The sequence below is a fragment of the Microcoleus sp. Pol11C3 genome (assembly GCF_036701485.1).
Lineage (GTDB): Bacteria > Cyanobacteriota > Cyanobacteriia > Cyanobacteriales > Microcoleaceae > Microcoleus.
On sequence record NZ_JAUBQW010000117.1, the window covers coordinates 1 to 20,829 of the forward strand.

The 20,829-nt window shown below is 46.8% G+C and carries 14 protein-coding genes and 1 pseudogene; 4 read left to right on the forward strand and 11 right to left on the reverse strand.

What is annotated here, in order from left to right:
• Positions 1-35: 35 nt before the first annotated feature.
• From QUA40_RS21930 to acnB, 4 genes are all read right to left on the reverse strand, one after another.
• Positions 36-236, reverse strand: a complete 201-nt coding sequence (locus tag QUA40_RS21930) for a hypothetical protein (RefSeq protein ID WP_333129732.1) — start codon at positions 234-236, stop codon at positions 36-38.
• Entirely contained in the window at positions 233-478 is a 246-nt protein-coding gene (locus tag QUA40_RS21935) for a hypothetical protein (RefSeq protein ID WP_333129734.1), read from the reverse strand. The genes QUA40_RS21930 and QUA40_RS21935 overlap by 4 nt, the downstream gene beginning before the upstream one ends.
• Positions 479-493: 15 nt before the next feature.
• A complete protein-coding gene (locus QUA40_RS21940) occupies positions 494-616 on the reverse strand; it encodes a hypothetical protein (protein ID WP_333129735.1) in 123 nt (40 codons plus the stop codon).
• A gap of 259 nt (positions 617-875) precedes the next feature.
• Positions 876-3,491, reverse strand: a complete 2,616-nt coding sequence (gene acnB, locus QUA40_RS21945) for a bifunctional aconitate hydratase 2/2-methylisocitrate dehydratase (RefSeq protein WP_333129737.1) — start codon at positions 3,489-3,491, stop codon at positions 876-878.
• 568 nt (positions 3,492-4,059) lie between these two features.
• Here acnB and QUA40_RS21950 point away from each other — a divergent pair.
• The 4 genes from QUA40_RS21950 to QUA40_RS21965 all read left to right on the forward strand — a co-directional run bounded on the left by QUA40_RS21950 (position 4,060) and on the right by QUA40_RS21965 (position 10,474).
• The gene (locus QUA40_RS21950; protein WP_333129739.1) at positions 4,060-8,205 is read left to right on the forward strand and encodes an EAL domain-containing protein; all 4,146 of its coding nucleotides are present in this window, start codon (positions 4,060-4,062) and stop codon (positions 8,203-8,205) included.
• 514 nt (positions 8,206-8,719) lie between these two features.
• Positions 8,720-9,229 (forward strand): DUF1993 domain-containing protein, encoded by a 510-nt coding sequence (locus tag QUA40_RS21955; RefSeq protein WP_333129742.1) that lies wholly within the window; start codon positions 8,720-8,722, stop codon positions 9,227-9,229.
• 31 nt (positions 9,230-9,260) lie between these two features.
• Positions 9,261-9,476: a hypothetical protein gene (locus tag QUA40_RS21960; protein WP_333129744.1), complete on the forward strand. Its 216-nt coding sequence runs from the start codon at positions 9,261-9,263 to the stop codon at positions 9,474-9,476.
• Positions 9,473-10,474 (forward strand): aldo/keto reductase, encoded by a 1,002-nt coding sequence (locus QUA40_RS21965; RefSeq protein WP_333129746.1) that lies wholly within the window; start codon positions 9,473-9,475, stop codon positions 10,472-10,474. The genes QUA40_RS21960 and QUA40_RS21965 overlap by 4 nt, the downstream gene beginning before the upstream one ends.
• Positions 10,475-10,563: 89 nt before the next feature.
• Here the strand turns inward: QUA40_RS21965 and QUA40_RS21970 are convergent, their stop codons facing one another.
• The 7 genes and pseudogenes from QUA40_RS21970 to QUA40_RS21995 all read right to left on the reverse strand — a co-directional run.
• Complete coding sequence (locus QUA40_RS21970; protein ID WP_333129749.1) at positions 10,564-15,123, reverse strand: PAS domain S-box protein; 4,560 nt, start codon at positions 15,121-15,123, stop codon at positions 10,564-10,566.
• A 925-nt stretch (positions 15,124-16,048) separates the two neighbouring features.
• Positions 16,049-16,213 carry a hypothetical protein gene (locus QUA40_RS29105; protein WP_445301179.1) on the reverse strand — a complete coding sequence of 55 codons (165 nt, stop codon included), beginning with the start codon at positions 16,211-16,213 and terminating at the stop codon, positions 16,049-16,051.
• A 309-nt stretch (positions 16,214-16,522) separates the two neighbouring features.
• Positions 16,523-17,476 carry a malate dehydrogenase gene (gene mdh / locus QUA40_RS21975; RefSeq protein WP_333129751.1) on the reverse strand — a complete coding sequence of 318 codons (954 nt, stop codon included), beginning with the start codon at positions 17,474-17,476 and terminating at the stop codon, positions 16,523-16,525.
• Positions 17,477-17,585: 109 nt separating this feature from the next.
• Complete coding sequence (locus QUA40_RS21980) at positions 17,586-17,801, reverse strand: NAD(P)H-quinone oxidoreductase subunit O (RefSeq protein ID WP_006635201.1); 216 nt, start codon at positions 17,799-17,801, stop codon at positions 17,586-17,588.
• Positions 17,802-18,145: 344 nt separating this feature from the next.
• Complete coding sequence (locus QUA40_RS21985; RefSeq protein ID WP_333129753.1) at positions 18,146-19,078, reverse strand: DNA-formamidopyrimidine glycosylase; 933 nt, start codon at positions 19,076-19,078, stop codon at positions 18,146-18,148.
• 2 nt (positions 19,079-19,080) lie between these two features.
• Complete coding sequence (locus QUA40_RS21990) at positions 19,081-19,461, reverse strand: photosystem I reaction center subunit IV (RefSeq protein WP_333053993.1); 381 nt, start codon at positions 19,459-19,461, stop codon at positions 19,081-19,083.
• A 505-nt stretch (positions 19,462-19,966) separates the two neighbouring features.
• Positions 19,967-20,540: pseudogene (locus QUA40_RS21995) on the reverse strand (ISAs1 family transposase); the annotation flags it as partial.
• Positions 20,541-20,829 lie beyond the last annotated feature (289 nt).

Genomic DNA, 20,829 nt, shown 5'->3' on the forward strand with positions numbered 1-20,829 from the left:
CATCTTTATTTGACGATTTTACTAGGTTTTTCATTTTAACTCTTTTGTGACACATTCGCAAAAGTGAGATGCACCCGTCGCACTTCGTAGTCAGCAATTTCAGGTATAATTATTATTTCGCCTCTTCTCATTAAAGAGTTTAGCCAAACTTGACACTGTTGAACTTCTGTAGAGGATGCTTTAGGGTTTGTCACCATTCCCAATGGGCCAGAGTCTAGAAATATTAATCTACTCATGGGAATAATGGCCGATTAGAAAGGCGGTCTTCATCTAAAGCTTTACGGAGATATTCAGCGGTTTCTGTTTGTTCCTGTTCATCTCCCTCTTCTATCCACGATCGCAATAATTCAATTGCACCTTGATTTCTTTGTATCCGCTCCTCCAGCGACAGTTTAGTAATGTCTATTTGCTCAGGTGTCTCGGCGGGTTCCGATAATCCGGGCTTAACTGTCACGGTTTCCCGAAATAACCTCATCATTTTAAGCAAATTCGGCTAATATTCTCTCGGAGTTTGCTGAATTACACTGAGAAACTCTACCATTTCATTGCCAATGCGAGGTTCGGGCGCGGGAGTTGCTGTCGCTGGACTTTCACTGATTAAAGCTTGTTCAGACATAATCACTTTTTCTCCTTTCTCGGATTTAGTTCAAGCGGCGGGTCGATCGATATCCTGGATGGGAATTAGAGATTGGCGATCGAACTCGCCTCTACTGATATTGTAAACAAAAGACGGGGGATGATTCATCCAAATTATGGGAATTTATTGAACCGCAGATGTCAGCGGATAAACACAGATGAACGCAGATGAATTTTATCTGCGTTCATCTGCGTTCATCAGCGGTTCAAAACAACCCTTTCGCTGAGTTTCGATGAAATCACTTGCTCAACACACCATCGGGAATTCCTAAAATATCCTCAATTCGAGGCATATCTTCCAAAGCAATCACTCGTCCTTCATCCTCAAAACCAGCAATTTGATCGAAATTCAAATACCGATACAAATCACCAGCAAAAGGATCGATTCTCTTCGACACAATGTCATTGTATTCTTGGACTGTAGGAATGCGACCTAACAGCGAACACACAGCAGCCAATTCCGCCGAACCGAGATAAACTTGTGCATCTTTGCCCATGCGGTTGTTAAAGTTGCGAGTAGAAGTTGAAAACACCGTTGTGGCATCTTTGACTCGTGCTTGATTTCCCATACAAAGACTGCAACCGGGCATTTCTGTACGCGCTCCAGCAGCTCCAAAAATGCTGTAATAACCTTCTTCTTTGAGTTGCTGTTCGTCCATGCGAGTGGGCGGACAAATCCACAGGCGAGTTTTAACTTCCCCTGCACCTTCCAATACCTTCGCTGTGGCGCGGTAGTGACCGATATTTGTCATGCAGGAACCGACAAATACTTCGTCTACCCGATCGCCCGCAACCTCACTCAACAACTTAACATTATCCGGGTCATTGGGAGCAGCCACAATTGGCTCTTTAATCTCGTTCAGATCGATTTCGATGATTTCCACATATTCCGCATCAGCATCCGCCTCCATCAGCACCGGATTTGCCAGCCATTCCTCCATCTTCGCCACCCGGCGCATCATCGTCCGCGCATCTTGATAGCCCCGCGCCACCATGTTTTTCAGCAGCGCGACATTGGAACGAATGTACTCAGAAACAGTCTCCACGCTCAATTTAATCGTGCATCCGGCGCAAGAACGCTCGGCGGAGGCATCGGTCAATTCAAAAGCCTGCTCGACCTTCAAATCGGGCAAACCTTCAATCTCCATAATCCGCCCAGAAAAGACGTTTTTCTTATTCTGCTTCGAGACAGTCAGCAAACCTTTTTGAATGGCCACATAGGGAATGGCATTCACAACATCCCTGAGCGTTACTCCCGGCTGCAATTCACCTTTAAACCGCACTAAAACCGATTCCGGCATATCCAAAGGCATAACGCCCAAGGCGGCAGCAAAGGCCACTAATCCCGAACCCGCCGGAAAGGAAATTCCTAAAGGAAAACGAGTGTGAGAATCGCCGCCAGTTCCCACTGTATCCGGCAATAACATTCGGTTGAGCCAAGAGTGAATAATGCCGTCTCCCGGACGCAAAGCTATGCCGGCTCGCTGTGCCATGAAATCGGGCAATTCGTGGTGAGTTTTGACATCAACTGGTTTCGGATAAGCGGCGGTGTGGCAGAAACTTTGAATTACCAAATCGGCGCTAAATCCCAAACAAGCAAGTTCTTTCAATTCGTCCCGAGTCATCGGCCCGGTAGTATCTTGCGAGCCGACTGTTGTCATGACTGGTTCGCAAGATGTACCGGGACGAACGCCGGACAAACCGCAAGCTTTGCCTACCATTTTTTGTGCTAAAGTGAAGCCTTTGCCCGTATCTACTGGGATTGTAGGACGGGTAAAAATAGTGCTGGGTTCTAGTCCTAAAGCTTCGCGGGTTTTGTCGGTTAAAGTGCGTCCAATTAATAGCGGAATTCGGCCACCGGCGCGAACTTCGTCTAGAATTGTGTCGGGTTTGAGGGTGAAGGTGGAGATAATTTCTCCGGCTTCGTTGGTGATTTCGCCTTTGTAGGGATGGATGGTAATTACCATTCCTGTTTCCATTGTGGAGACATCACATTCGATCGGCAAAGCGCCGGAGTCTTCAGCGGTATTGAAGAAAATCGGGGCGATCGCACTTCCTAAAATATAACCGCCACTGCGCTTGTTCGGCACAAACGGAATATCATTGCCAATGTGCCACAGCACGGAATTAATCGCCGATTTCCGCGACGAACCGGTGCCGACAACATCACCAACATAGGCTACGGGATAACCTTTTTGCTTCAAGTCTGCAAGGGTTTGCAAAGCTCCTGGCATCTTACTTTCGAGCATCGCCAAAGCGTGTAGGGGAATATCGGGTCGCGTGGTAGCATGAGGTGCTGGCGACAAGTCGTCAGTATTGGTTTCTCCAGGAACTTTGAAGACTGTAACGGTAATCGCTTCTGGCAACACAGGACGACCTGTAAACCACTCGGCATCTGCCCAAGAATCGACTACCTGCTTGGCGTAGGGATTGGTATCAGACAAAGCTATAACGTCGTGGAAAGCGTCGAATACTAACAACGTTTTGCTCAGTGCCCGGGCGGCGGTGGCGGGAATGGCGATTTCGGCAGTAGGATTGAGCAAATCGATTAAAGATTGGACGTTGTAACCGCCCATCATTGTCCCCAGCAGGTAAACTGCCCATTTGGGAGCAATTAGCGGGCTGTGAATTTCGCCTTTAGCAATGCCAGTTAAAAAACCAGCTTTGACGTAGGCGGCGCTGTCTACTCCGGGCGGGACGCGATCGCGCAATAATTCTATTAAAGTTTCTTCTTCTCCAGCCGGCGGATTTTTCAGCAGTTCACAGAGTTCCGACGTTTGCTGGGCGTCTAGCGGCAGCGGTGGAATTCCCAGAGCCGCCCGTTCGGCAGCGTTACGGCGGTATGATTCAAGCATTTCTCCTCTCTCCTCGGATAGTATTGGGTGGTTGTTTGCAGGTGACTTTACTTTTTAGATTAGGAGCTTCCGCTGCACATTAGGTAAAGTACCTCGCCATACATAAAAACTTAACGCAACTTGAAAAACAGTAGATTGTCATACCAAAGATAGATGTGATCTCCACCGAGATTGCATGAGATAAAACTCCAGCCCAGCAGTTTAGGGAGTTCATTGGCATTGTTCTGGTTAAAATTAATGTGTAGTAGGCTACTGTCGATCGTCCTCTGCTTCCATTTCTAATCACTTAAGCTGAAGCATTTGTCAATCAGCAATTATGCTCAAAATTTACTCGGATTTTGGGTATAAAACTTAGATTCGGGCGATCGAGGAATCATGCCGATCGCCATATTTATGCCCACCCACTCGCAAATCGCGAATTTTCTACTCCTAGAAAAGCAGTTTTTTTGAGTAATCTTACTGATTGACCAATGAAATTAAGTCTTCAGTTGTTCCCAATACTCTGCATAGGAAATCGTCATTTACCACAAGTTTAAAAAAGTTGTCCTGCTAATGGATCGATTAAACAATGGAAAGTTTTATCCCTGAAAACTCTGAAAACTGTCACGGCTGGGCCTCCAAGCCAGACTTGTACAAAGAGCTGCAAGGAACCAAAGAATTACTGCTGACGATCGGCAACTCGATGCCCATGCCACTGATCGTCAGCAGTCTGGCGGACAGCACAATTCTTTATAGCAATGATTTATGCCGTCAGGCTTTCGGGTTCACAGGATTCAAGTCGATCGACCGCCAAAAAGCCGAAATGCTTTACCACAACCCTGCAGATCGCCAGGAATTGCTGGTGCGGCTCGCCCGCAACGAACACGTCCGCGAGACAGAAGTCCGGCTTAAAAAAGCTGACGGCACGCTGTTTTGGGCAAGTGTATCGATGCGGTATCTGACATTGGTGTCGGGGAAAGCTGTTCTGTCGGTGTTCAGCGATATTACTGATCGGAAACGAGCCGCGGCAAAGGAGCAGGAATTGCTCACGTCAATCCACTCGCGGGCCCGCCAGCAAGCGGCCGTCGCTTACTTGGGGCAGCAGGCCCTGGCCGAAACAGATTTGTCCGCACTCATGGACAAAGCTGCGGTTTTAATTGCTCAAACCTTGGACGTTGATTATTGCCAGTTATTAGAACTGTTGCCCTCTGGCCATGCTTTTATGCTGCGAGCCGGGGTTGGCTGGCAGCCGGGCCTCGTCGGCAGCGCTACTGTTGCCGCTTCTGCCCGATCGCAAGCAGGTTACACATTGCTAGTGGGCGAACCGACAATCGTCGAAGATTTGCGGGTGGAAACGCGCTTTAGCGAGTTGCCGCTACTGCATAACCACCGGGCTGTCAGCGGCGTTACTGTAATTATTCCAGGCAATCGAGGACTGGGGAGCAACTGGGGACAAGCAGAACCAACGAACAGTTCCTCCTCGCAGGCCTGGGGCATTTTGGGGGTTCATACCAGCCAAAGGCGGGTTTTCAGTCAAGATGACGTTTATTTTGTAGAAGCGATCGCCAACTTGTTAGCTGCGGCGATCGAGCGCATCATATCGCAAGAGCGCTTACAAATGATGGAACGGGCGATCGAAAGTTGCAGCAACGGCATTGCAATCACCGACGCAACCGTTGCAGATAATCCGATTATTTATGTCAATCCGAGTTTTGAGCGGATTACGGGTTATCGCAAAGACGAGTTAATGGGCAAAAATTGCCGATTTTTGCAGGGCACAGACACTGACAGCCCCGCTGCCCAACAATTGCGAAGTGCGATTGAAGAAGGCAGAGAATCTCAAGTTATATTACGCAACTTTCGGAAAGACGGCACGCCTTTTTGGCACGAACTGTCGATCGCTCCGATTTACAACTCGCGGCGACACTTAACCCACTTTATTGGAGTACAAACAGACATTACCGACCGCCAGCGCTCAGAAGAAGAATTATTTTTAAATTCTCAAGCTTTAGCAGCTTTTAGCGCTAATCTCAAACACTTGCACCGGATTACAACTTATCATTATCAAAACTTTGAAGAACGGGTTGACGATTATCTAACAGCAGGCTGTTTGATGTTTGGACTTTCTAGGGGCATCCTGGCTGAAGTTGACAGCGAAACTTTTATTGTCAGAGCATCGAAAACAGATTTACAATACTTCGTTCGAGGCTTAGAATTGAACCTCGGCGATACTTTCTGCGCGGCAGTCATTAAACTTAACAAAACAGTTGCGTATTCTCATATAGGAGCAGATACTGAGATGCGCGAACATCCTGCTTATCAGAGCTGCCAGGCGGAATCTTACATCGGAACGCCGATATTTGTTAACAATAAAACTTACGGAACGTTGAGTTTTAGTTCGCCAGAAATAAAGAAAAGAAAGTTCAAGTATGAGGAAATAGAAATTATAGAATTGATGGCTCAAAGTATTGGCAAAATTCTGGCGGTTCACCAAATGGAAGTCGAACGCCAGCGGGCTGAAAAAGAGCGATGCGAGTTGATAGTATCTCTCAAAGAAAGTGAAGAACGCTATCGGCGTTTAGTAGAACTATCTCCCGAAGCGATCGCTGTTCACAGTCAAGGGAAAATCGCCTACATCAATGCTGCCGGCGCTAAACTTCTCGGTGCGAACTCTCCCGAGGCGCTAATCGGCTTTCCAGTATTGCATTTCGTCCATCCAAACTATGTGGAAACAGCCAGAGAGCGCATTCGGCTAGTCGAGACAGAAAATCAGCCGATCGACCTTGCCGAACAAAAACTGATTCGGTTCGATGGACAAATAATAGACGTTGAAGTTGCCGGCATCCCCGCTACTTATCAAGGCTCGACTGCCGCCCAGATTATTATCCGAGATGTCACCGAGCGCAAGCGAGTAGAACGGGAACTGCTGCACGGCGCTTTTCACGATGCGCTGACAGGTTTGCCAAACCGCGTTTTGTTCCTAGACAGGCTAGGACAAGCCATCCGCCGATCCAATCAGTCCCCCGATTACAAATTTGGTTTACTTTTCCTAGATTTAGACCGCTTCAAAGTAGTTAATGATTCTTTAGGACACGTTTTAGGAGACAAACTGCTAATCGCCCTCGCGGAGCGACTGCAAAGCTGCGTGCGGGTTTCTGATACCGTCGCCCGGCTGGGGGGAGACGAATTCACCATCCTGCTAGACCACATTCACAGCCTCAGCGACGCCACCCTCGCAGCTAAAAAGATACAAAAAGAACTGACGAAGCCGTTTCATCTGGAAGGGCACGAAGTATTTACCACCGCTAGCATTGGCATTGTTTTCAGTCGAGGCGAAGCCACCGCCAGTGGCGAATCGAATCCGTACACTCACCCCGAAGAATTCTTACGCGATGCTGACATCGCTATGTACCGCGCTAAAGCTTTGGGTAAGGCCCGCCACGAAGTCTTTAATTTGGCGATGCACGACCAAACTATGTCGCTGTTGCAGTTAGAAACTGACCTGCGGTTGGCTATTTTGGGCAAGGAGGAATTAGGAGAAAGCAAGGATCAATGTTCGCATTTTATTGTGCACTACCAACCAATTGTTTCGATCGCCAGCGGTGCGCTCGAAGGTTTTGAGGCCTTGGTGCGCTGGCACCACCCAGTTCGGGGTCTAGTTCCGCCGTCTACTTTTATCCCTGTAGCTGAAGAAACAGGTTTGATCGTGCCTCTGGGAGCCTGGGTGTTGCGGGAAGCTTGTCAGCAATTGCGGATTTGGCAAGAAATGTTAACGGAGGAACAGGAAAGAAGTCCAATGGAAGTCGGAACAAGACGCTTCGACTCCCTTCTGCTTCACTCAGGGCAAGTCGCTCAGGGTAATAAGAAGGAAGAAGGCGCTTCGACTGCGCTCAGCGTAACAACAGGGAAGAGGGTAATCGGCAATGTAGGGGATTTAACTGATGTAACAGATACAGGGAATGAGGAACACGGAACTTTTACTGAGGTTAGCCCCAATATTGGTCACAGGGAAGAAAGAATCGGTAAAAAATTACCAATTCCCAGTTACCAATTCCCGATTATCGATTTCCACTCCCCAGTTACCAATTCCCTATTCCCAATTACCAATACTTCGGCTACTTCGGCTTCGCTCAGTACAAGTACGTTCAGTACAAGTTCCCAGGTATCAATTCCGAATTTTAAATTACCCATTATTGATCCTTCGCAATTAACAATGAGCGTCAATCTCTCTCCTAAACAGTTAGGTTTCCCGAATTTAATCGAGGAAATCGATGAAATTTTAGCAGAAACAGGCTGCGATCCGAGTTGTTTAAAATTGGAGATTACTGAAAGCGCGATCGTGGAAAATGTGAAGAAAGCCAATATTGTGCTAGCCCAATTAAAGGGTAGAAATATTCGATTGTCGATCGACGATTTCGGTACAGGCTATTCGTCTTTGAGTTACTTACACCGTTTTCCGCTGGATACGCTGAAGATCGATCGATCTTTTGTGAGCCGCTTAGGGGCTGTCGAAAATGGTGACGACGGGGGTCAGCCTTTGCAGATTGTGCGGGCGATCGTAACTTTGGCTCACAATTTGGGATTGAATGCGATCGCCGAAGGTATAGAGACAGCCGAACAGTTAGCACAGCTTCGAGAACTAGATTGCGAATTAGGTCAGGGATATTGGTTTTCTAAACCTTTGGACAGTTCTGCCGTGACAGAAATGCTGATAAATCTGGGCAATATAAAGTGAAGTAGGGTGCGTCAGAAGCGTGAAATTTTTGCGAGTTTCCTCACAATCTGAAAACAGACGCACCAGTGCATAAAAGGTGCGTCTGTTTTCAGATTTGGCTTTCCTGGATTTGTAGTATAAACGGTAGTGCGAGGCGCTTGCTCGCGCGCTTCTCTATGCCAGCACCACGGGAAGTTTTATTTTTATGATCGCCTAAAACTCAGGAGAGCCTGAGATTTAGGGTGATGATGGAGAATTATATCAAACTGACGCACTCTACCACTGACACACCAGGGCATAAAACAATACGCTTGGGTTAGCGTTTTTTGTCACTGCTTTACCCGTAAAGCAATCGCAGTGTCTATTTTTCAAATCGTTTTGACTCTCTTGACGGTCTTAACCCAAGGGTATTGGGGCATAAAAGGCGCGTCAGTGAAATTATTGTCCGCCCCACTGCTAGCCCCTATTAGGGGTCGAGCTGACCCCTTGTTGGGAGATAATATTAGTGATGACAAGATCTTAGGAAAAAATATCCATGACTATTTCCATGTATCAAGCCTCAGTACCATCGCTGATTCGATCGCTAAATAATCTGGCACTCATTCTTGAAAAGGGTGCTACTCATGCCGAAGCCAAAAAGATCGAATCGAACGTGCTGATCGGTAGTCGTCTCTATCCAGATATGCTCCCGTTGAGCAAGCAAATTCAAATTGCTTCTGACATTGCACGAAGGGGTGCTGCAAGATTGGCAGGATTAGATGCACCTGCGATGGCAGATAATGAAACTACTTTTGCCGAACTAATCGATCGGATTCATAATACGATTGCTTATCTCAATACGCTTACTCCAGCTCAAATCGATGGCTCCGAGGAGAAGGAAATTGTCTTACAGATGGGAAAAGAAGCCATGAGTTTTAAGGGGATGCCATATCTGCTTTATTTCATTCTTCCCAATGTCTATTTTCATGTCACTACTGCCTATGCCATTCTCCGCCATAACGGTGTAGAGGTGGGTAAAATGGACTTCTTAGGTAAACCCTCTTAGTGATCTATAGCCTTTCTCAGATAGATGAGGTATGCTAAAACCCCCTGCATTATCAAGCTTTCCAGGTCAATATCCGGCCGCGAACCTTTTTGAGAAAGGCTATAGCATCAGCGAAAAAAATGCCAGAATTGGGATAAAAGAATTTAGAAAAATTTGTATTCCTGTTGTGCCGATAGTCCTTACTGATTGTGAAGCATTGGATGCCAAGAAACGCAAAACACTCAACCAAAAAACCATAAAACAATGACTACGGAAAATGCCATCCAACCCCGTCAACTCGGTTCCACAGGCCCAACCGTTTTCCCATTAGCCCTCGGATGTATGGGGATGTCTGGGCTATATGGTTCATCAGATGATGATGAAAGCATTGCCACGATCCATGCTGCGATCGATCGCGGTGTCACGTTGTTGGATACGGGTGACTTTTATGCCTGCGGGCACAACGAGATGCTGATTGGTCGGGCGCTCAAAGACCGCCGCGATCGCGCTATGCTGTCTGTCAAATTCGGTGCTTTGCGATCGCCTGATGGCGGATTCATTGGTATAGATGGGCGACCCGCATCTGTGAAAAACTTTGCAGCCTATAGCCTAAATCGCCTGGGAGTCGAGCATATCGACATCTACCGTCTGGCGCGCCTCGATCCCAATGTGCCGATCGAGGATACGATCGGAGCGATCGCCGATTTAGTACAAGCTGGCTATGTGCGCCATATTGGACTGTCAGAGGTGGGTGCACAGACAATTCGTCGCGCTCATGCGGTACACCCGATCAGTGACCTTCAAATCGAGTATTCTCTGATCGACCGCGGCCCTGAAACTGAAATCTTTCCCGTGCTTGAAGAACTAGGCATCGGGGTGACAGCCTATGGTGTTCTTTCTCGTGGATTGCTCAGTGGTTCCATCCCCACGGCATCCAATGATTTCCGTGCCTCCCTGCCTCGATTCAGCGGTGAAAACATGGTTCAGAACCAGCGTTTAGTTGAACAACTCAAGCAAATTGCTGCGGAGAAAAAAGTTACCCCGACCCAAATTGCCATTGCTTGGGTACTTGCCAAAAGTACCAAAATTGTGCCTGTAATTGGTGCTCGCAAACGAACTCAATTGTCTGAATCCTTGGCAGCCCTTGAGGTGAATTTATCCTCACAAGATTTGGCCGACATTGAAGCGGTGATTGCTCCATCTGCGATCGCGGGAACGCGCTACAACGAACCTCAGATGAAGATGCTAGACAGTGAAACTGCATAGGCTTCATTTAGTCGCCGCATCACAAATCGCCGGAAAAGCGAGTTGTCTGACCAATTAACAATTAGCTTTGAAGCGAGTTGTCTGACCAATTAACAATTAGCTTTGAGCGGAATCTCGATCGCCAATTCTGCACCCTGTCCCGGCGAAGAAGTGCATTTGAGCGACCCGTTGTGTCTGTCTGTAACAATTTGATAGCTAATTGACAAGCCCATCCCAGTGCCTTTACCCACAGGTTTAGTGGTAAAAAATGGGTCAAAAAGTCGCTTACAGACAGCCTCTGTCATTCCCGGGCCGTTGTCAGCAATCCGAATGAAGACTCGATCGGGCTCCAGCATTCCAGTTTTGATGGAAATGATACTAGGATTTTCCCGCATTTGAGCCGCAGAAAGCCGCGCGTCTCTATCTTCCAAAGCATCTAAAGCATTGCTCAAGATATTCATAAATACTTGATTTAGCTGTCCGGCATAACATTCTACCAAAGGCAAATTGCCGTATTCTTTAATCACCTCAATTTCTGGATGATTATGTTTGGCTTTGAGCCGATGTTGCAAAATCATTAGGGTGCTATCTATGCCTTCGTGAATGCTGACTGCTTTCATTTCTGCTTCGTCCATGCGGGAGAAGGTGCGTAGAGATGCCACGATTAGCTGAATTCTATCTGCACCGACTTTCATCGAGGAAAGCAGTTTCGGCAAGTCATCCATCAGAAAGTCGAGTTCAATAGCTTCTACTTCCTCTTGAATTTCCGGGACTGGATCGGGATAGTGATTTTGGTAAAGTTCGATCAGGTGTAGCAAGTCTTGAGTATAGTCGTTAGCGTGGGTGAGATTGCCGTAAATAAAGTTAACTGGGTTGTTAATTTCGTGGGCTACTCCTGCCACGAGTTGACCGAGAGATGACATTTTTTCGTTTTGAATTAACTGCGATTGAGCGCTGGTTAATTGTTGCAACGTTTGCTCTAATTCGAGAGCTTTATTGCGAGTTTGGGCGTAAAGATCGGCTTGGTTGAGAGCGATCACCAATTGAACTGTAATGGCTTGCAACAATTCTACTTCGCTGTCGCTCCAGGGCCGCACAGAACAGCAGGAGGAGCAGCTAAGTGCACTTATTACCCCAGAAAGTGCCTGCATGGGAATGATTAATACAGATTGGTAGCCCATCGATCGAACGATTTGTTTCCAAACAGGATCTGCGACTGTTTCGACATCATCCACCCGCACCATTTCCATCTGCAATACTTTTTCTCCCACAAGACCGAAGTCGGAAGCTTGATAGCTACCTGTTAAATCGGGAAGTTCCCGAAGGCGAGATTCTTTAAGAATTTCCCAGAAAGGCTCCTCTCCGTCGTCGCGATACCAGGCAAAATTGCAACGATCGATCTGCAGGAAAGCGCGAATTTCCTTAACTGCGACTGTAACGATGCTGTCGAAATCGAGGGAATTGCGGATTTGAGTAGTGAGGTTGTTGAGCAATTTTTCTCGATCGGCCTGCTGCTTGAGTTGGGCTTCCGATTGCCTCAAAGCAATTTCTCCCCGCTTGCGCTCAGTAATGTCTTCGGTGACAGCTAATAAATATTGGGGATTGCCTTCTCGATCGAGAATTGCGGTTTTCTTCGTATGAAATATGCGAGTATCGCCTTCTCTTGTTTGGATCAGTTCTTCGGGAATGTCTACAATTTGCCCGCTGGCGAGCGCTTCCCGGTCTTTGGCGGTGAAAAAGTCGGCTTGTTCTCTGGGGAAAAAGTCGTAATCATTTTTGCCCATCACTTCTGCTGCACTGAAACCGAGCAACTCTTCGGCGACTGGGTTCCACAGTACAAATCGCAACTCTTCTGCTTCTTTGCCAAATACTCCTACGGGTATGGTGTTGAGCACTGATTCCATAAACTTTTGAGCGTGTTGCAGTTCTGCTTCTGCCTGTTTGCGATCGCTAATATCTCGGACGTTGGCAATGACGCTGAGATTGCCGTTGAGATGAATTCTTGACACAGCAATTTCTGCATCAAAGGTTGAACCGTCGTTGGGACGCCTAGCTTTCCATTCGATATGGGTACTTTCGCCTGATAATACTTTTTCCCAAAGTTCTCTCATTATTTGAATAGGATTTTCGTCACTTGAATAGTCCTTTGTAATTGATGATTTAATTGCTTGTTCCCGACTAACTCCATACATTTCTAACATTCGATTGTTGACATCGAGAATGTTACCTTCTAAGTCTTGAATGAAGATAGCATCGTAGACATTGTTAAATATGGTTCGCAGGTTTTGCTCGGAAACTTGCAGCGCTGCTTCTGCCTGTTTGCGATCGCCAATTTCTTGTTCTAATTGCGTGACTGCTTGGGAAAGTTCTGCCGTGCGATCGCTCACTCTGTCTTCTAACTCGACTGCTGCTTGCCGCAGTGCTGCTTCGGCGGCTTTGCGATCGGTAATGTCGATCACCGTACCGAACAGTTTTACCACCTTGCCGTTCACATCGGTTTCGGCTCTGCCCACGGCGTTCACGTGTCGCAAGATGCTGTCGGGACGGTAAAGGCGAAAGTCAAAATCAAAAGGGATGCCTGTTGCGAGTCCCCGCTGCACTTGAGTTTGCCACAATTCAAAATCTTCTGGATGAATCTGAGCGACCTGTTCGGCTAGGTTGGGCGCAAAGGCGGCCGGTTCGAGTCCGAAGATGCGGAAAAGTTCCTCTGACCAAGTGAGGGTTTCGGTGGCTGCGTCGAGTTCCCAATTGCCGACGTGGGCGAGTCTCTGGGCTTCTTGTAGCTGGCGCTGGCTGTGGCGGATGGCGGTTTCGGCAACTTTGCGATCGGTAATGTCGAACAATACGCCACAAAATACGATTTCGCCGTTCTCGCTGCGGGTGGGCATGGAGTCGCCCTGCCACCAGCGAATCTCACCGTCGGGCTTGACTAACCGCCCTTCGTAGTGCCACAGGGAGAGGTTTTCTACGGCTTCGCTGACGGAAGCGATGTAGCCTTCCAAGTCTTCAAGGTGGACGCGGGAAATGAATGTATTCATGTCTCGCATCATTTCTGCGGCTCTGACGCCGCTGATATCTTCGATGCGATCGCTCATGTAGTCAATGCGCCAAACTCCGTCACGGTTGCAAAACTGGAACAGAGCTCCGGGCATGGTGGCCGCGATCGTCCGAAACTTGGTTTCGCTGGCCGTGAGGGCGGCAAAAGTCTGTCGCAGTTCTGCCGTGCGTGCTTCTACTCTGCGCTCTAGTTCTGCGTTGGCGTGTTGTAAGGCGGCTTCTGCTCGCTTGCGATCGGTAATGTTGGTGGCTGTACCGGTGGTGCCGAGGAAGTTTCCGGTTTCGTCGTACAGGGCGATCGCATTGAACATCAAATGTTTCATGCTGCCGTCTTTGGCGATGTGGGTGGTCTCGTACTGGAAAACTGATTCTCCGGCAAACAGGCGGGCGAAAACTGCTAAATCTTTCTGGCTTTGTTCTAGTGTCACAAAGTCGGAGAACGGCCTACCGAGCATTTCTTCTGGTTCGTAACCGTAGATGTATTTAACTGCTGGGTTGACGAAGGTGTAGCGCCCGATCGCATCGACCGACCAAATCATGTCTTGAGAGGTTTCTACCAGGCTGCGGTATTTGGTTTCGCTGGCTTTGACGGCTTCTTCTGCTTGTTTGCGTTCCGTCATGTCGCGGGATACACCGACAGTCATGGCAACTTGGCCATCTTGATTGCGGATGGGTGTTTTGACTGTGCTCCACAGCCGTACTTCTCCGTCGTAGCGCGTCACCGGTTCTTCGGAAATGTGCAAAGTCTGTCCAGTTTCAAAAACGAAGGCGTCATCTTTGACATACTGGAGAGTATTGTCGGGATCGGCGAAAGGTGCGTCTACGAGGCCTTGAAGTTCCTGTTCAGTCATCCCGTAATAGTCGCGGAACGCTTGATTTGCCCAAACAATTTTGGATTTGGGGCCTTTGACTAATACCATATCGGCGATCGAATCGAGAATTTGGTGATATTTTTGCTCGCTGTCGCGGAGTTTCTGCTGCGCGGATTCGATTTGTGCTATTTGCCTCTGGGTTTGCAAGTGCAGTTCGGCTTGGTGGATGGCAACTGCTAAATGGTCTCCTACTTGTCTGGCAAATTCGATTTCGTCTTCTTGCCAATCGCGGGGATTGCCGCACTGGTGAATGCACAACAATCCCCACAAATGTTGCCCTTGCAGCAGCGGTACGACTAAGTTGGCTCGGATTTGAAATCGCTTGAGGATGTTGAGGTGACAAGGGAGCAACCGGGCTTTGTAAATGTCCGTGACTGCTTGAACGTACCCTTTTTGGTACTTTGCTGCAAATTGTTCGCCGAAGCAGTGATCGTGGACTTTTGCGCCCAAGGATGGTCTGTATTGGGGAAGTACATCTTCGGAGACTACTTCGCCTTCGTTCCATTCCGATTCGGGGAGGAAACGGTAGACGACGACTCGATCGGCATTTAGGAGTTGCCGGAGTTCGGTAGCCGTGATTTTGAATATTGTTTCTAACTCTAGGGATTCGCGAATTTTGCCAATCACTCCCATCAGCGCTTGCAGCTTTTTGAACCAGGTTTGAGACTGCGTTTCTTTTTCTAGGTGAGCTAGTTTCTCGCGCAGGTTGTTGACTTCGTGATACAGGTATTCATGAAACATAATGCTTTTTCTTTAGTTATTTTGCGGTTTGGTATCGAGGTTGACGGCATCTCAATAGCGATCTGCAAGTTGAGCCTGGTAACTCAAAAAGGCAAAGAACATATTCTCCTCCTTCTGCTAGCACTTAGCAGCTACTCACGCTGCATTTCCGTATTTTTTCGAGATTTGGAGGTCAATCGACAATCTTAGCTCCCGTATATTTACTGAAAAAAGGCATAATTTCCTACGTCATAAATTGTCAATTATTGAGAAGTATGATAACAAAACTTACACATAAACCCTGTTTTTTAACGTAAGTAAGTCAGGGAAGCTCCGAAAGTGGAAACAAGAAATTCTGTTCCATTGCGCGAGCGGGAGGAGCGTCTCTGTCTATGACTAATTTTGACATTTTTTGGGCTCGCCTTCGGTTGCAATTGTCACCTTTTTATTATTACCGCAAACTTGATCTATGGTTTCCTTGGTTTGGCGATCAAATATCCTGTTGGGTTCGCCTATATTAAAATTTGTTTAAATTTAGGCGATCGCCTTTTGTAGAGTTTTCATTATTCTCGATTAATCTGCCCTAAATTAGATTTTATACAGCCTTTGGGGTAAGCCAAAATTTTAGCTATTTTTCCTTGCATTCTCATTTTTTTATGCGAGTGATTGGATTTTTTAAACTGATTAAAATTCACCGAATCAGAGGTTAGTTTTCGGTCAAACAGTTGAGGTAGTTGCAGGCTATGATTAAATGGACTCAACTCAAGGGCTATTCCCTACCGCAACGGCTCAGCACGCGCGTTAGGGATAGCTTCCGCCCGGAGACTTTTTGCCCGATTTTTGACAAATATAAAAATTTTAGATAATACCAATATTTACGGTATCACATTTTGGGCGAAAGTAAAGGTCTTTCAAGCTGGATCAATAGAAAGGGCGATCGCGAAAATTAAAGTTTGGGCAAAGTAATGAGAAATTTCGTATAAACTCGCATTTCACTTTCTACCTTTAAAGTGCCATCGTGTTTTTGGGCAATCCGATCGCGAGTGAGAGATAAGCCAAAACCGACTGCTTCTGCTGTTGGTTTAGTAGTAAAGAAAAGAAAAGATGGCAGATTTTTGCTTTAATTTATAGAAACTTTGATGGTATTGTCGCGCAGACCAAGTTCAACTGCTTTTGCCAGTTTTTGCGTTTTTACCAAATTTTTGAGAGGGAATTTTATATTTATCAATCGGTTCATTGATGCCCCTTTTTCTGCTTGTGAAATACAGCCTAACAAGCATGAGCAATGATATTGTTTATAAAAGCGTGGTTGAAATCCGATCAGCCAACTTCCGACAGAGCGATCACACTGTCATACTCAGTATAAATTATTATATTGAAGTGGTGAGCAGGCTGCTATGATCAACCAACTTCTAAAAACTTAAGAAGCCGTTTTCAGTATCGCCCTCGCTTCCTCAATATTTTGGGCAACCAATTTGCCCGACTCGATAAAGGCTGCTCTTTCAGTATCGCTGAGTTCGAGTTCCAGTATTTGTTCGACTCCCTGATATCCCAAGCGGCAGGGTACTCCTAAAAAGATATCTTGCACGCCGTATTCGCCGTGCAAATAAACGCAGCAAGGCAAGAGTCGCGACTGATTTAATAAAATAGATTCTACCATCAAACAGACAGAAGATGCGGGTGCAAAATAAGCACTACCAGTCTTCATCAATTCGACAATTTCTGCGCCGCCGTGGCGAGTTCGCTGTACGATTCGATCGATCGCCCCAGCATCCATAAGTTGATTGATGGGAATACCGTTGACAGTAGAATAGCGGGGCAAAGGAACCATCAAATCGCCATGAGAACCAATGACAGTTGCATTAACTTCAGCATTTGAAACGCCCAATTCCATGGCAATAAAAGTTTGAAAGCGGGCGGAGTCGAGAACTCCCCCCATACCCATGACTCGGTGTTTTGGCAAATCCGCTGCTTCCCAAGCTAAATAAGTCATGATATCTAGGGGATTTGTGACTGTGATTAAGATTGCTTCGGGAGAATGCTTGATCGCCTGTTTTGCGGCTTCGGTGACAATTCGAGCATTAATTTTAATTAAATCTTCGCGATTGATACCGGGTTTGCGCGGGATGCCGGCGGCAATTACTATGATATTTGAGTTGGCTGTATCTGTATAATTGTTTGTACCGACAATTTGGCGATCGTGGCGTTCCACTCCCCTTGCTTGCATCAAATCCAAAGCAACGCCCTGCGGCCAACCCTCCACAATATCTAGCAATACTACATCTGCCAGATTTTTCTCAGCAATTCGCTGCGCTAACGTACTGCCGACTTTGCCTGCACCAATAATTGATACGCGGTTTGATGGAGAATTCATTGGATTTTAGATTTTAGATTTTAGATTTTAGCAATCAGCTTAATTGGGGAAAGGTGCGCGGTGTGCACCCTTCGCTACATTAAGAACAGTGATGTTTAGTTTTGGTGAGTTAGTTAAAATCTTCGAGTTGGTCTACCCGCAGCCAAATATTGGGGGTGGGTACTTTGCCAAATTTGACGAAGGCATAGTCGCCGCGAACATCCATCACTTCGCCCTTTGTTTCAAATATATACGAGGAAAAGCGCTGGTCGCTGGCTTTGGCTTCTAGACTGTTTTCCAATTTTTCGCGTACAGCGCGAACTATACTGCCTTTCTTGATTGCCATAACTTGCTTTGTTTAGTTTAAAAAACTATACAAATTTTAATCTAGATTTGGCTGGAAATGACTTCTTCTTTCTTCGGACATCTGGCACCATTCTCGCTTAACAGGATTTCTGACCTGTTCCACAATAGTTCAATATTCTTGTGGGCTGGGTGTCCCGCCCGCCCCTGAAAACCTTATTGACCAGGGTACAAGATATCAGTTCTTCCTTCTTCCTGACATCCGTTACATCCGTTACATCCCGTACATTGCTCGTTGCCGAACTTCCTTCTTCCTTCTTCCTGACATCCGTTACATCTGTTACATCCCGTACATTGCTCGTTGCCGAACTTCCTTCTTCCTTCTGCTTATTGCTGACACGCGGGGCAAAAATGAGTCGATCGCCCTGCTAATTTTATACGTTCGATAGTTGCGGAGCAAGTGCGACAGGGTTGACCAGCGCGATTATACACCCAAGCGACGCCGCCGTAGTTGCCGTTGACACCTTGGACGTTAAGAAAATTGCTAAAAGTGGTGCCGCCGGATTCGATCGCCTTCTGTAAAACTTGAATAATAGCTGTATGGATGCGCCCAATTTGCTCTGCGGTCAAATCCGCGCACAGAGTTGTGGGCATCACCCCCGACAAAAACAAAGTTTCGTCTGCGTAAATATTGCCCAAACCAGCTATGAGTGCCTGGTCTAGCAAAGCTGTTTTAATGGGTCGCGCCCGCCGTTGCAGCTTGCGGGTCAAATATTCTGTTGTAAACTCGTCTGAAAACGGTTCGGGGCCTAAGAGTTTCAGACCGATGACAGTGCTGGAAACCTCGGTTTCTGCCGGCACGTACCACATTTGCCCGAATGTGCGCTGGTCTACAAACCGCAATTCTTGGTTTCCTTCAAAAAACAGCCGCACTCGCGCGTGTTTTTGCACGGGTTCGGATCGGTTCACCCACAGCAGTTGTCCGGTCATCCGCAGGTGAACCCCCAACCAGCCGGCTTTTGAAGGAAGGAGGAAGGAAGAAGGAAGAGGGGAAGAGGTTGGAGTTTGATCCCTAAATTCTTCCCCTTTCCCTTTCTCTCTTTCTCCTTCTGGGAATTGAGATAGTTCTGCCAGTAGATATTTGCCGCGTCTGTACCAGCGGGCGATCGACTTTCCTTTGAGTTTTGTCAAAAAATCGGTAGCAGAGATGGAGCGGGCGATCGTGCTGTTTAACAAAACATCCCCGCCCAACATTTCTCGATCGAGGGTTGCTTGATTCAAACCCCGGCAAATAGTTTCAACTTCTGGCAGTTCTGGCACAATTAGCGTTGTTCTGTTCCTTGATTTGGCGAACCTTCGACGCTGCCGGTCACTTCGGCGCCCGGTTTGCTGTCCGTGGAAGTTTTCGGCTGCTGGGGGGCTCCTCCGCTGCCGGTTTTGCGGGTTTTCTCGTCCAGCGTGGTTTGTTTGCCGCCGGATGCTACTGGAGTCCCTGTTTTCGCTTTTGCTTTGGGGGCGGATACTTCCACTAATTCGCTTTGAGCGAAGTTGTTGGTGTTGACGCCTGCATAATTTACGCTGTTAAAGCGAACGATAACTGGGTATTTAATGCCGCTTTGGTCTACCGTAGCAACGGTGCCCACTTCTTGATACCAGAAGGATTCTTTGCGGAGAATCCGAACTGTAGAACCGCGTTGAACCATGAGCTTTTTTTCCTTTGCGATGAATAAACGGATCAAGCCATTTTTTTTACTCTAGTCGATCGCGCGACGCATTTGAAGTCTGTAACGGAATTATTGTTTTGGGCGCTGTTGTTTGGTCGCAGGTTTGTAAAGAAAAGTAAATATTTTTGCGGGCGATCGCTGGAGGTGAAAAATAAATAAACAGATATTATCCGTTAAATGCAAGCAGGGCGATCGGATCTATAAAAAACTTTACAAATAGGAGAGCGGGCCGGAGCGCCTACATAGTGCATTAATAGGATTTAGGCAGAGCCGTGGCAATCCCCCTGCAGGCCGCGTAGCCCGAAGCGATCTTGGAATTGCCACGGCTCTGCACGAGAAGGTTGCGTAAATCCTCATTCAGTCAAGTTATCCACCATCTAGTGTGTTAATGTTTGAATCCTCCATCTAATCATCTAGCGATTGATAGCACCAACTTGGACGGCGCAGGAGACTGCTTTTAGCTTAACTTGTGAGTAATGCCTCCTTGAGCGACAATTGACTTCACAATTGACCTCTGACAGCCCATCGCATCAATGGTGACAATGCTTCCGTTTAACTCTAATACTTTGAGTAAAGCCGGACTAGCTGTGATTTTATTGGATTTTTTATCAACTTTAACTTGTCCTAAAACTAATTTTTGACTGGTCGCCCAAGCACTGACCATATGAATCGCTTTTTTGTCTCCTCCCCGATCGTAAGAATGGCGAAGAGTTTTGCCATCAATTGCGATTACTTCTCCTGGATTGAAGCAGCTAATAGATTGAATCCCACTCAAAAAACTTTTTTGAAATTGCTCCGGTTTGAGGCGAGAAAATACTCGCGCAATTGTGTCATGGCTCGGTATACCATTCGGCAATTCTCAAATTTTCTTTAACCATTCGTGTTTAGCTCACCCGTAAGTTTCGATATCCACCCATGTATCAGCACCGCAAATGACTGCACAAATTGATATCGTGATAATCTCAATTAATTAATTGATGATGTTTCGTCCGCTCAATTCTTGGGTCTTCTAAGTCGGCAAAATGGTCGGCAATGGTGATTTTAGGTTTGAGTTTCATAATGATAAACTCTCATTAAATGTTTTTTAGGTACTTAAGAATTCTTCTCCTATATACCATATTCTGTTAACATGAAATTTAGATGCGTTCGCCCTGGGAGAACGAGAAGAGAAGATTAATTTTAGATAAAGTTCAGTTTTATTAATTATTTTGATCGTTGATTTTTTTATTAATTGGTACTGTATATTTGTTGGCTCAAATACAGCATATGGCCATTGGTGACAAGTTAAGGCTCAAAGCCAGTTGTCAAGGGGATTTTCGGAGGTAGCTCAAAGAAAAAAGGTTCTCC

Excerpts from the sequence above, each read along its gene's own strand:
- QUA40_RS21970 (WP_333129749.1), bottom strand. The coding sequence starts at position 15,123 with ATGTTTCATGAATACCTGTATCACGAAGTCAACAACCTGCGCGAGAAA.
- QUA40_RS21940 (WP_333129735.1), bottom strand. The coding sequence starts at position 616 with ATGTCTGAACAAGCTTTAATCAGTGAAAGTCCAGCGACAGCAACTCCC.
- QUA40_RS21930 (WP_333129732.1), bottom strand. The coding sequence starts at position 236 with ATGAGTAGATTAATATTTCTAGACTCTGGCCCATTGGGAATGGTGACA.
- QUA40_RS21950 (WP_333129739.1), top strand. The coding sequence starts at position 4,060 with ATGGAAAGTTTTATCCCTGAAAACTCTGAAAACTGTCACGGCTGGGCC.
- QUA40_RS21990 (WP_333053993.1), bottom strand. The coding sequence starts at position 19,461 with ATGGTTCAACGCGGTTCTACAGTTCGGATTCTCCGCAAAGAATCCTTC.
- acnB (WP_333129737.1), bottom strand. The coding sequence starts at position 3,491 with ATGCTTGAATCATACCGCCGTAACGCTGCCGAACGGGCGGCTCTGGGA.
- QUA40_RS21980 (WP_006635201.1), bottom strand. The coding sequence starts at position 17,801 with ATGGCAATCAAGAAAGGCAGTATAGTTCGCGCTGTACGCGAAAAATTG.
- QUA40_RS21955 (WP_333129742.1), top strand. The coding sequence starts at position 8,720 with ATGACTATTTCCATGTATCAAGCCTCAGTACCATCGCTGATTCGATCG.
- mdh (WP_333129751.1), bottom strand. The coding sequence starts at position 17,476 with ATGAATTCTCCATCAAACCGCGTATCAATTATTGGTGCAGGCAAAGTC.
- QUA40_RS21935 (WP_333129734.1), bottom strand. The coding sequence starts at position 478 with ATGATGAGGTTATTTCGGGAAACCGTGACAGTTAAGCCCGGATTATCG.
- QUA40_RS21960 (WP_333129744.1), top strand. The coding sequence starts at position 9,261 with ATGCTAAAACCCCCTGCATTATCAAGCTTTCCAGGTCAATATCCGGCC.
- QUA40_RS21965 (WP_333129746.1), top strand. The coding sequence starts at position 9,473 with ATGACTACGGAAAATGCCATCCAACCCCGTCAACTCGGTTCCACAGGC.